Source organism: Frankia gtarii (genome assembly GCF_025403375.1).
Taxonomy (GTDB): domain Bacteria; phylum Actinomycetota; class Actinomycetes; order Frankiales; family Frankiaceae; genus Frankia; species Frankia gtarii.
This window is the reverse complement of sequence record NZ_JAMPTM010000212.1, coordinates 1-11,540: the sequence shown is the minus strand read 5'-3', so window position 1 is coordinate 11,540 and position 11,540 is coordinate 1. Positions and strand designations below refer to the sequence as shown.

Sequence of the window (11,540 nt, the reverse complement as noted above, 5' to 3'; positions counted from 1 at the left end):
GCCCTGCCCCGCCTATCCCCCCCCGGAGAACTCGATGACCACGATCGACCGGTCCGTCGGCCGCCCCCGTGCCCGTACCACCGTCGCCGCCTGGTGGTACGGCCTGAGCACTCTGGCCATCGCGGTGTTCGCCGTGGTGCCGTACCTGACGTCGTCGCTGCGAGACCAGGCCGACCAGGGCAACGAGGTGGCCGTCAACTACGTGGACCGGTCGACCGTGCTGCAGGTCTTCCTCTACCTGCACATCGCGTTCGGCGCCGTCGCCCTGACGCTTTCGCCTCTTCAGCTCTCGGCCCGGGTCCGGGCGCACCTTCCCCGGCTGCACCGGGTCGCCGGCCGGACGACCGTGGCGGCGATCTGCGTCGCGGGCACGGCGGGTGCCGTGCTGTCCACCGTCAACCTCGCCGGGCCGATCGGAACGGCCGGCTTCGGCCTGCTGGCAGTGCTCTGGGTGAGCTTCGCCGTCATGGCCGTGCGGACGATCCGACGCGGCGACGTCCTCGCGCATCGCCGGTGGGCGATCCGCACCTTCGCCCTGACCTACGCCGCGGTGACACTGCGGCTGTGGATGCTCGTCCTGAGCGCCGCGCAGATCGGGGCGGGCACCGATTCGGACGTCGCCTTCGACCGCGCCTACCACGTGGTCCCGTTCCTCTGCTGGGTCCCCAACCTTCTCGTCGCCCACTGGCTGCTCACCCGCCCGGCCTCGGCCTCGGCCGCCCAACCACGGATGCCTTGACCGCCGCCCCGCCGAATCATCCCCCAGTTTGTACAATCTGGGGATGAGCGAGGTGCCGATCAGCGAGGCGCGCGACCATCTCGGCGAGATCGTCTCCAAGGCCGAGCATGCCCAGGAGCGGATCATCCTCACTCGTCATGGCCGGGCGGTCGCCGCGGTGATCTCCATCGAGGATCTCCGCGAGCTGGAGGCCGCCGAGGACGCGGCCGATCTCGCCGCCACGCGGGAGGCACTGGCCGCCGACGAGCCGCGGATCCCCCATGCCGAGGTGCTGGCCGAGTTCGGCCTGAACTGACGTGGCGGCGTACGCCATCGAGTGGACCACCTCGGCGTTACGCGAGCTGCGCACGCTCGACGCCACCGCCACGCGCCGGGTCCTGCGCGCGGTCACCCGGCTCGCCGCCGACCCGCGCCCACCCGGCGCGCGTGCCCTCGCCGGTCAGCCGGCCGGCGTCCTACGGATCAGAGTCGGCGGCCATCGAGTGATCTACCATGCCGACGACGGCCGAATCCTCGTCACGATCGTCCGCGTCGCCCACCGACGCGAGGTGTACCGAGACCTCTGATCCGACGGTCGAACCCAGACGAAATCAAGCCTGGTAAGCAGTTCCGGTCGTCGGTCCGCCGCATTGGGACTACTGCGTACCGCAAACGGGACGCCCGTAAGCTTGCATGCACGATGCGACGACGGGGGCGGTCGGTCGGATGAACGGAACACGATCTGCCGCCGGAGCCGGCATTCCTGGAATACCTGCGCAGCCGAGAATTTCAGTATGAAGCGCCAACCGAGGAGCGGACCGATGCCGCGCTGGCGGCAATGCAGGCGGAATAAGACCCTCGCCGGCAGCGCCACGATGGGACGATGGTGGGCGTAGGCAGACGTTTGGATGTGTCCACCGACCCGCCACCGTGGTTCGTGACCTGGTCGTTCATCCCCGCCGACGGCGGGTCTGCGCCGATCCGAGCGGACGCGTTTCTCACCTCCACCCGGATTCCTCCGGCCGTCAGCTTCGTGTTCGAGGAGGTTGCGGCCGACTCCTCCTGGTCCGCCTGGCCGACCGCACTCGACCAGGAGCAGGACCGCCAGCCCGCTGGCCCGGCCCTTCTGACTGCACGCCCGCACATCGGTGAACAGTTCCGCCCGGGACGGCCCTTCGACCACCTCCCCGGCCGCGGCGCAAATCCCGCCATCCGCCATCCGGCCGGCACGCTCATCGAGCCGGTCACCGAACCGGAATGGCTCATCCGGCGTCTCCTCGCACGGCTCGCCACCCAGCCGTGCGACCCGACCGCCTTTCAACCCTGGGAAACCACCGTCGACCGCGCGCGGGTCAGTCACGACGGACGCGAACTCCGGTTGTGCGTCTCCACGGACCGCGGCGAGATCCCGGCCGGCGTCGACGCCGCGGAACTCGGCGACCGGGTCGAGGTGCGCGTCCGCGTCGGCATCGACCAGCAACAGCCGCCACGACCGATCCGTATAAGGAATGCGCCTGGTACCGCTCACGGCCGGAGCGCCCGCCACGGTGGAGTTCAACGCCGGTGGTGGATCGGCATCGCCCTCGCCCGCCCCCTTGCCGACCGCTCCGTCCTTGACGTCGGCACCCGCGATCGGGCCGCCCAGCGGGTTGCCCGCTTTGCCTGGCAGGCAGCCCACTGAGGCCGAAGAGGGCCGATCAGCGGACAAGTCTGCTCACCGACAGCCTGCCATCGGACATGTAGCAACGCTGCTACTTTGCATGGCAATGTCTATCGAACGGCCGGCGACGAGTCCCGAATTCCGGGTCGGCCGGACACAACTCGACGCCCGACAGCTCCGCGCCGCCGGCCTGTCGATCGACAGGCCGGACGAGTCTCGGGGTCAGCAGGTGCCCATCGCCTTCCTGACGGACGGCGCAGGAATGTGGAGTGCATCCGTCGCCTACTACCTGGTTGAACACGATCTGCCGCCGAGGCGGTGTTCCTCGCGCATGTCCGCGATCGGAACTTTGCTTACGTGGCGCCGGCGCCGGAGCAGATCGACGCCGCGGCGGCAGCTGTTCAGGCCCAGTAGTAACCGGTTGCGGTGCCTGGGCAGCGTTGCGGTGCGATGCGCGCGCTCCGCAGGGTCCAGACCGTGCAGAACGGACCGCAACCGGCTCCGGCCTGGGCTCGCTCGATCCCGGGCACGCTTCTGGCCCCGGTCCGATAGGGGCGCGCGCTTCTACTCGCCGTAGGTGGTCTGCTTGGTGACGTGATGGGTGTCGTTGAAGCCGCGTAGCACGGCGGGGCCGTCGGAGTACCAGTCGATCGTGGTCAGCGAGACCAGGTCCAGGTGCAGGCGGTACAGGACGGTCGGCTCGGCGGCCAGCGCCAGCTGGGTGAGGCCCTTGATCGGCGTGACGTGCGAGACGACGAGGACCCGCTTGCCGGGCTGCTCGACGAGCAGCCGGTCGCGGACCCGGGCCACCCGGGTCACCGTGGAGATCAGGCTCTCCCCGCCCGGCGGCGGCACGTTCGGATCCGCGAGCCAGGCGTTGAGCTCGTCGGGGAATCGTTCGCGCACCTCGCCGAAGGTCATCCCCTCCCAAGCGCCGAAGCTGGTCTCCCGCAGGTCGTCGTCGACGACGTAGTCGCGGCCCAGCGCCTCGGCGGTCTGCCTGGCCCGCTTCAGCGGCGAGCTGACGATCAGGTCGAACGGCTCGTCGCGCAGCCGATCGGCGACCGCGGCGGCCTGGCTCATCCCCAGGTCGGTCAGCGAGGCCTCCACCGTCCCGCTGAACCGCTTGTCGACCGACAGCGGCGTCTGGCCGTGGCGCAGCAGCACCGTCGTCGTCGGCGGCGCGGGCGGGGCCATCCAGCCGGAGAGCCGATTGGTGGTGGGGGCGCGATGCGGCGCCGGGTCCGGCGACTGCGGGACCGACGGTTCCCAGCTCCGCCCGGCCGCGGCGGCGTCCATCGCCTCGTTGGCGAGGCGGTCGGCGTCGGCGTTGCGGGCGCGGGGCACCCACTGGTAGCGCACGGAGCGCAGGGTGCGGGCGATCGCGGCCGCCTCGTCGGCCAGGGGACGCATCGACGGGTGCTTGATCTTCCAGCGGCCGCTCATCTGCTCGACGACGAGCTTGGAGTCCATCCGGGCCTCCACCTCGGCGTCCGGGGCGATCTCGGCGGCTGCCCGCAGCCCGGCGATGAGGCCCGAGTACTCGGCGACGTTGTTCGTGGCATGGCCGATCGAAGCGGCACGCTCGGCGAGCACCGTCCCGTCCGCGGCGTCCCGGACCAGGGCGCCGTAGCCGGCCGGGCCCGGATTACCCCGGGATCCGCCGTCGGCCTCGACGACCAGCCTGCGCACCGTGCTCATCTACGACTCCCCTCGCCCTGCCCGAACCGACCTGCCGCTACAGCCCCGACTCGGGGGTACGGACCAGGATGCGCCGACATTCCTCGCACCGCACGACCTCGTCGACGGGAGCCGCGGCGACCGCTCGCAGGTCGCCACCGGAGAGCTCCAGATGGCAGCCCTGGCAGCGCCGGCGCAGCAACGGCGCGGCACCGACCCCGCCGGAGGAGACCCGGATCCGCTCGTACAACGTCACCAGCGCCTCGGGCAGCCGCGGGGCGAGGGCCGCCCGGTCCTGGCGCAGCCGGGCGGACTCGGCGTCGATCTCGGCGCACGTCTTGTCGCGGGCGGTGGTCGCGGCGTCGACCTCGGCCTGCAGGTCGGCGCGGCGCTGGGCGAGGGCCGCGAGCCGCCCCTCCAGGCCCTCGACGGCCTCCATCTTCTCCAGGGCGTCGTCTTCGAGGACACCCTGGCGCCGTGCCAGGGAGGCGAGCTCCGCCTGCAGGTTCTCCAGCTCGCGGGAGTTCGTCACCGCCCCGGACTCCAGCCGCTGCGAGTCGCGGGCCGCGCGGGTCCGGACGAGCTCGATCTCGTTTTCCAGCTTGCGCTGGACGCGGGTGACGTCCCCCAGCTCGGTGCGCACTCCGACGACCTCGTCGTCAAGGGTGCCCAGAGCCGCGGTGCGTTCGGTGATGACGGCGAACTCGGGCAGCCCACGCCGGCGGGCGGCCAGCCGGTCGAGACCGGCGTCGAGGGCCTGCAGGTCGAGCAGGCGGAGCTGGGTTGCTGGGTCGGCCTTCATGAACTCCTCACCGGTATGTCCTTCATCGGCGTCGGCCGCGAACTCGGCCCGACGAGCCGGGCATCCACGCCTGGGGCGCCGACTACCGGGACGGAACGTGCAACCGCCAGGGATCGGTCACGATAGCGGACACCGATGCACTCACCGTACGTCCCCGGGTCCGCAGTCCGGCCTCCAGACGCGCGGCGGCCTGCGCGAGCCACGGCCACTCGCTCGCCCAGTGGGCGACGTCGACGATGGCGATCGGATGCTCCCCCACCGCGTCGAGCACATGGTGATGCCGTCCGTCCGCGGTGACCAGGACGTCGGCGCCCGCGGCCCGCGCCGCGCCGGCCAGTTCCCCGCCCGAGCCGCCGCACACCGCGACCCGACGCACGAGCTGGTCCGCGGCCCCGGTCGCGCGCACCCCGCCGGCCGTCGCGGGCAGCGCCCGGGCGACGCGGGCACAGAAACGGTCCAGCGGCTCGGGCTCGGGCAGCTCACCGATGCGCCCCAGCCCCCGACACACCGTCGGCGCCGGCACCGCCGCATCCCCGGCTGGTGGTGTCGCGGTGCTGCCCGCCTGCGCCGGGTCCTGCGCCTGCGCCGGGTCCTGGTCCTGGTCCAACGGGCCGACCCGGCGCAGCCCGATGGCCGCGGCCAGCGCGTCGCTGACGCCCGGGTCCGCGACGTCGGCGTTGGTGTGCGCCGTGTACAGCGCGACCCCGGCGCGAATCAGGCTGGCGACGACCCGCCCGCCCGGTCCGGTCTCGGCCACCCCGTGGGTTCCGCGCAGGAACAGGGGATGGTGGGTGACGAGCAGCTGGGCACCGCCCGCCGCCTCGACGGCCACCTCGACCGTGGGATCGACGGCGAACAGCACCGCGCAGACGGGGGCCTCGGGGTCGCCGACGGCCAGCCCCACCGCATCCCACGGCTGCGCCCAGGCCGGCGGGTACGCCCGCTCCAATACGGCCACGCAGTCACCGACCGTCGCCAACCTGGTGCTCATCACGGTGACCCTACCCGCACGGTCGCGGTCGCCTGCCAGCCGGTCACTGTGCCGGCCGACGTACCGAGGTCCCGCACGCGACGCCCCCTTCGCCCCGTAACGTCACCCCTGGCAACGCACCCTGCGCAGGGGTGGCGAGCCGCGAGGAAGGGGAACTCGTCATGGCGGACGTCTCGGTGCGATTCCAGGTCGCAGGGGATTCAGAGATTGTGCTGAACCTCTCGACCCCCCAGGCCGTCCGCCTCGTCGAGGCAATCATGCGCAAGGTCGCCGACGCGATGTCAGCGCCCCCGGTGGGTGGATCCGGGCCGCATGGTCCCGCGACCGGCGGCGCCGTGCTGGGCGGTCCGTCGATGGGTGCGCCGGACCGGTCGGCCGTCGGCTCCGCCTGGTCGGATGTCTCCCCCGGGCAGAACTCCTTCCCACCCGAGCGATGACACTCCCGCCGGCGGTCGGCTGACCTGCCGGCGACCGCCGGATGCGGCGGCCCGCGCGGCCTTCGGCCAGCTCCGGCCCTCCGCCCATGGCCGAACACCCCACTCGCCCGGGGCTCCGTGCGGACATTATGGGGACAAACCGGGACTAATAAGTCGGATCAGCACACCCGACTCTTGCTTCCGCAAAAAGCAACACAACAACGCCGCAACACGATACAACTCCGCACAGCCATTCCTCACCGAAGGGAAAACGATCACGCATGGCGGGGGACGTACCGGTCGACGAACGCGCCCTGATCATCCCGACCGGCCCGGCGGGCGGCCGTTCGCTGCGGGCGGCTCCTGTAGGCGCCGGCGCGTCCGACCCGGCCGACAGTGACCACCCGGCGTCCGGGGACGAGGCACCTGTCGTCACCGGCAGTGAATGGACCCTGCACCGCTACGGCCGGGTCCAGGTGCTCGGCCGTCCACGGGACGACACCCCCGGTGGCGCGGGGCTGCTCGCGGCCCGTACCGGCGCGGGCCTGCTGCCGCCGGCCGATGGCAGCGTGGTGTCGACCACGGGCGTCTCACCCGGCCTGAACCGGGCGGAAACACTGGGTCTGGACGCCTTCCGGCTACGCGCCAGCACCGCCTACCGTCGGCTCAAGCAGGATCGCCCCCGTGACGGCCATCCGTGGGACATGGACCGGCCCTGCACCGACGTCCCGCCGCCGCGGGGATCCACCGGGCCGGATCCCGACCACCCGTCCCCGCTCGCCGCCGCCAACGGCCGGTCGGACCTGCAGAGCCCACTGATGACGCTGACCGCGGCGGGCGCAGCCGACGCCAGCTCGACCGCCGGCACCGCGGCCGGCACCGCCGGCTCCCCCACCAGCTCGAAGCTGGAAGGCGCCGTCGCCGTCGGCCTGATCCTCGTCGAGGGGCCGACCGCCGATCTTCAGTTCACGGCGGCCGAGCGGACCAAGGTCGTGGCCGAGGTGCAGAACGGGCTGTCCTGGTACGCCACCACGAACCCGGCGGCCGACCTCACGTTCCACTACGACATCCAGGTCGTGCGCCTGCCCGTGCCGGCGGACCCGAAGGCGACCGATCTGGAGGCCCTCTGGCGGGACCCGACGATGGGCCGGCTCGGCCACGCGGCCAACTTCGACGGCGTCTACGACTACGTCGACGCGCTGCGCGCCCGGCTCGGCACCCAGTGGGCCTACTGCGCGTTCTTCACCAAGTACCCGCTGGGCTACTTCGCCTACTCGTCGGTCGGCGGCCCCCGGATCGTCATGTCGTACGCCAACGACGGCTGGGGCCCGGACAACATCGACCGCGTCTTCACCCACGAGACCGGGCACATCTTCGGCGCCCCGGACGAGTACGGCGGCGCCGGCTGCGACTGCGGCGGCCAGTGGGGCGCGTTCGCCGCCCCGAACGGCAACTGCGACTCGTGCGCCCCGGCACCGGTGGACTGCCTGATGCGCTCCAACAGCTTCGCGCTGTGCCGGTACACCCCCAGCCACATCGGCTGGGGCCACGGAGTCGGCGGCAATCCGGCGCTGGTCCAGTCGAAGGGCCTCGGCACCGCCGGCAACTTCGACGCCGTCGTGCCGTCGACGTTCGCGGGGCTCACCCACGTGTGGCGGGACAACGACGCCACCGGCTTCCCCTGGCGCGACCCGTGGCAGACCGCGCAGGGCCTCGGTCGCGTCGACGCCCTCACCATGGTCCAGAGCACCCTGGCCAACCCCGGGCCGCTGGAGGTCGCCGTTCGGGTCGGCTCGGTGCTGCACTTCCTGTGGCGCGACAGCACCGGGGCGTTCGCCTGGCACGACCCCAAGCAGCTCACCCAGGGCGTCAGCGGGGTGCCCTCGCTCGTCCAGAGCCGGCTGGGGACGAAGGGCAACTTCGAGCTGCTCATCCCGGCCGCGGACGTCGGCATCCTGCACCTGTGGCGCAACCACGACGTCTACGGCTACCCCTGGAGCGCGCCACGGCTGTTCGGCGCGAACCTGGGCCGGGTCGACGCGGTCAGCCTCATCCACGGCACCCTCGGCGGCGGTCCGGGCATGCTCGAGGCCGTCGCCCGGGTCGGCAGCCGGCTGGTGCACCTGACCCGGGACAACGCCGCGGTGTGGCGGACCGGGCCCGAGTTCGGCCAGGACGTGGCGGGCAACCCGGCGCTGATCCAGAGCACCTTCGCCGACGGCGCACGAAACTTCGAGGTGGTCGTCCCCGCCGCCGGCGGCGGGCTCATCCACTACTACCGGAACAACAGCGCGCCGACGCCGTTCTGGAGTGGGCCGCGCCCGTTCGCCGCCGCCCTGGGCAAGGTCGACGCCGTCTCGATGATCCAGAGCAACTTCGACGGTCACCTGGAGGTCCTCGCCCGCGTCGGCGACGAGCTGCACATGGTGTGGCGCTCGTCGGGGTCGGGGGCGACCTGGTCAACCCCGCGCCGGGTGTTCTAGCCGGCGGGCCACGGCTGATCGGCCGGGAAGGCAAGCGGTGGATTATCGTCGTGCGGGTGGCTCCCTCGGACGTCGACCGGCCGAAACCGCGAGGTCGGCCACGCAGCGTCGCGGTCCACGAGGCGGTCATCGAGGCGACGATCGCGCTGCTGCGCGAGGGCGGGGGGTATCCGGCCCTGTCGATCGAGGGCGTCGCCGCCCGGTCGGGTGTCACGAAACGGACGATCTACCGGTGGTGGCCGTCCAAGGGCGCGCTGGTCACCGAGGCGTACGGCGCGCTGGTGCGCCGAGACCACCCCGATCCGCAGACCGGCTCGGTGGCCGAGGACCTGCGGACGGTGGTGCGCCGACTCTTCCGCGCGGTGAGCCGGCCCGAGGTCGCCGCGGTGATGCGCTCGATGATGGTCGAGGCGCAGTCCGATCCGGCGTTCGCCGCGGAGTTCGCGCGGTTCATCGCCGAGCGGCGAGCCGTGCTCGCGGAGGTGTTCCGCCGCGGGGTCGAGCGCGGCGAGCTCCGGCCGGAGCTCGACCTCGAGACCGCAGTCGACGAGATCTTCGGGCCGTACTGGTACCGCCTGCTGGCCAGGCACGCCGAGCTGACCGAGAGCTTCGCCGACTCGCTTGTCGATCACGTCCTGCGGGGACTGCACCCGCGGCCTACACCTGACCGCCGTTGACGCGGATGTTCTGCCCGGTGATCCATCCCGCCTCCGGGCGGCAGAGCAGGCCGATCGCACCGGCCACGTCCGCCGGTGTGCCGAGGCGTCCCAGCGGGGACGCGGCCTCGAAGTGTGCGATGAGGTCCGGTGTCTTTCCCCGGCGGAACGCCGCGGTGTCGATGGGCCCGGGCGAGACCACATTGACGGTGATCCCGCGCGGGCCCAGCTCCCGGGCCAGGGCTCGGGAGATCTGCTCGACGGCGGCCTTGGTCGCCGAATAGAGCCCGTAGCCGGGCAGCGCCATCGCCGTGGACGACGAGGACAGCGAGAGCACCCGACCGCCGTCGGCCAGCCTGCCGGCGGCTTCGCGGCAGACGTTGAACACCCCGCGCAGGTTGGCCGACACCACGGCGTCGAACTGTTCGTCGGTCAGACCGGCGATCGGACCGAAGACCGCCGTGCCGGCGTTGTTCACCAGCACATCCAGGCGGCCGAGGGTCTCCTCCACCCGGTCGAGCAGATGCCTGGCCGCCGCCGCGTCGCTGACGTCGGCGGCGACGAGCATCGCTGAGGGCCCTCGCGCCCGCGCCGCCCGGGCCGCCACCTCCGCCGCGTCCCGGTCGGCCTGGTCGCGGTGGTTGCAGACCACCGCGGCGCCCAGCGAGGCCAGTTCGGTGGCGATCGCGGTGCCGATCTCGCCGCCGGCACCCGTGATCAGTGCTACCCGCCCGGCCAGCGGTCCGGTCGGCTCCGACCGCATGGGCTCAGACATCGCCGACCCCGGCAGTCCTGGCGTCGGCAGTCCTGGCGTCGGCAGTCCTGGCGTCGGCCGGGGTCGCCGGCATTGCCGGGTAGTCGGTGTAGCCCTCAGCCCCGCCGCCGTAGAGCCTGGTCAGGTCCGCTTCGGCCAACGGGAAGCCGGTGCGGAGCCGGGCCGGAAGATCGGGGTTGGCCAGGAAGGCCCGCGCGAACGCGACGAGGTCGGCTCGTCCGGCGGTGACCGCCGCCGCTGCGCAGGCGCCGTCGAAACCGCCGTTGAGGATCAGCGCCCCACGGTGGACATCGCGGACCTCGTCGAGGAAGGCGCCGTCCACCGCACTCCCGACCACGGTCAGGAAGTCCACGGTGAGCTGGCCGATGGCGTGCAGGTGGACCGCGCGCCAGTCCTCGAAGGAGGTCAGGCCGTTGATGGTCGCGTTGGGAGACAGCTTCACCCCGACCGGCAGCCCGGGTGCGGCGTCCCGGACGGCCTGGACGGCCTCGAGCAGGAACCGGGTGCGGCCTGGCACCGAACCGCCGTAACCGTCGTCCCGGTCGTTCACCTCCGGGTGAAGGAACTGCTCCACGATGAACCCGTTCGCGCCCTGGATCTCGACCGCGTCGAAGCCGGCCCGCTGCGCGGCGGCCGCCGCCGCGCCGAACGACGCGATCGCCGCCGTGATCTCGGTGCCGTCCATCCGGCGCGGGCGCCCGGCCGAGACCATGGCGGGTGCTCCGTCGGGCCCGTACGCGAAGATCCGGGTGTCAGCCGGGATGTCGCTCACCCCGGGCGGAGCCGCGCCGCCGGGCTGCAGGGACGGATGGGACACCCGGCCGCAGTGGATCAGTTGGGCGGCGATCCGGCCGCCGGCGGTGTGCACGGCCCCCGTCACCTCCCGCCACCGGGCGACCTGTTCCGCGGTGAACAACCCCTCGGTCCCGAGATAGCCGCGAGCCTCGGGCGAGATGTTGATCGAACCGGTGACGATCAGGCCGGCCGAAGCCCGCTGGGCGTAGTACAGCGCGGCCAGCCGGCCGGGCAGACCTCCCGGCTCCTCGGCCCGGCTCCTCGTCATGCCGGACATCACGATCCGGTTCGGGAGGGTGAGTGACCCCAGTGACACGGGGGTGAACAACGGGCTCGGCACAAGCACGCCCCTTCTCATTAGTATACGGACCGGTCCGTATACTAATGAGGAAGGTTCGGCGCCGGCAAGTCCGGTGGCGACGGGTCCAAACACACCGATGGCCCACCGCCACGGAGAGCGATGGGCCATCGAGACCTCGGTCCCGCCGGGAACCACCAGGCCGCCAGTCAGCCGCGGAATCAGCGGGCGGCAAGACCGGCCGGCGGAAGAATCAGCAGGCGGGG

The 11,540-nt window shown here is 72.3% G+C and carries 12 protein-coding genes; 7 read left to right on the top strand and 5 right to left on the bottom strand.

The features are described 5' to 3' along the window. The 4 genes from NBZ83_RS23985 to NBZ83_RS23970 all read left to right on the top strand — a co-directional run. Positions 1 to 739, top strand: a 739-nt coding sequence (locus NBZ83_RS23985; RefSeq protein ID WP_261575844.1) for a DUF2306 domain-containing protein, incomplete at its 5' end; no start/stop codon positions are given. Positions 740 to 782: 43 nt separating this feature from the next. Further along, a complete protein-coding gene (locus NBZ83_RS23980; protein WP_261569535.1) occupies positions 783 to 1,034 on the top strand; it encodes a type II toxin-antitoxin system Phd/YefM family antitoxin in 252 nt (83 codons plus the stop codon). Position 1,035: 1 nt separating this feature from the next. Then, positions 1,036 to 1,305, top strand: a complete 270-nt coding sequence (locus NBZ83_RS23975) for a type II toxin-antitoxin system RelE family toxin (RefSeq protein ID WP_261575843.1) — start codon at positions 1,036 to 1,038, stop codon at positions 1,303 to 1,305. 323 nt (positions 1,306 to 1,628) lie between these two features. Beyond that, on the top strand, positions 1,629 to 2,399 hold the full coding sequence (locus NBZ83_RS23970) for a hypothetical protein (protein ID WP_261575842.1): 771 nt from the start codon (positions 1,629 to 1,631) through the stop codon (positions 2,397 to 2,399). 543 nt (positions 2,400 to 2,942) lie between these two features. Here NBZ83_RS23970 and NBZ83_RS23965 read toward each other — a convergent pair. The 3 genes from NBZ83_RS23965 to NBZ83_RS23955 all read right to left on the bottom strand — a co-directional run bounded on the left by NBZ83_RS23965 (position 2,943) and on the right by NBZ83_RS23955 (position 5,851). Next, a complete protein-coding gene (locus tag NBZ83_RS23965) occupies positions 2,943 to 4,079 on the bottom strand; it encodes a bifunctional RNase H/acid phosphatase (protein WP_261569538.1) in 1,137 nt (378 codons plus the stop codon). 37 nt (positions 4,080 to 4,116) lie between these two features. Next, the gene (locus NBZ83_RS23960) at positions 4,117 to 4,860 is read right to left on the bottom strand and encodes a zinc ribbon domain-containing protein (RefSeq protein WP_261569539.1); all 744 of its coding nucleotides are present in this window, start codon (positions 4,858 to 4,860) and stop codon (positions 4,117 to 4,119) included. A gap of 82 nt (positions 4,861 to 4,942) precedes the next feature. Then, positions 4,943 to 5,851 carry a Nif3-like dinuclear metal center hexameric protein gene (locus tag NBZ83_RS23955; protein WP_261569540.1) on the bottom strand — a complete coding sequence of 303 codons (909 nt, stop codon included), beginning with the start codon at positions 5,849 to 5,851 and terminating at the stop codon, positions 4,943 to 4,945. 161 nt (positions 5,852 to 6,012) lie between these two features. Between NBZ83_RS23955 and NBZ83_RS23950 the strand changes: the two genes are divergently transcribed. From NBZ83_RS23950 to NBZ83_RS23940, 3 genes are all read left to right on the top strand, one after another. Next, positions 6,013 to 6,288 carry a hypothetical protein gene (locus NBZ83_RS23950; RefSeq protein WP_261569541.1) on the top strand — a complete coding sequence of 92 codons (276 nt, stop codon included), beginning with the start codon at positions 6,013 to 6,015 and terminating at the stop codon, positions 6,286 to 6,288. Between the two features lie 260 nt (positions 6,289 to 6,548). Then, on the top strand, positions 6,549 to 8,750 hold the full coding sequence (locus NBZ83_RS23945) for a DUF8189 domain-containing protein (protein WP_261569542.1): 2,202 nt from the start codon (positions 6,549 to 6,551) through the stop codon (positions 8,748 to 8,750). Further along, positions 8,696 to 9,427, top strand: coding sequence for a TetR/AcrR family transcriptional regulator (locus tag NBZ83_RS23940; protein ID WP_261575841.1), 732 nt, complete (start codon positions 8,696 to 8,698; stop codon positions 9,425 to 9,427). The genes NBZ83_RS23945 and NBZ83_RS23940 overlap by 55 nt, the downstream gene beginning before the upstream one ends. On the opposite strand, the gene NBZ83_RS23935 is transcribed toward NBZ83_RS23940, so the two are convergent. Next, complete coding sequence (locus NBZ83_RS23935) at positions 9,408 to 10,169, bottom strand: SDR family oxidoreductase (protein ID WP_261569544.1); 762 nt, start codon at positions 10,167 to 10,169, stop codon at positions 9,408 to 9,410. The two genes, NBZ83_RS23940 and NBZ83_RS23935, sit on opposite strands and share 20 nt — an antisense overlap. A 4-nt stretch (positions 10,170 to 10,173) precedes the next feature. Next, the gene (locus tag NBZ83_RS23930) at positions 10,174 to 11,322 is read right to left on the bottom strand and encodes an oxidoreductase (RefSeq protein ID WP_261569545.1); all 1,149 of its coding nucleotides are present in this window, start codon (positions 11,320 to 11,322) and stop codon (positions 10,174 to 10,176) included. Positions 11,323 to 11,540: the final 218 nt, after the last annotated feature.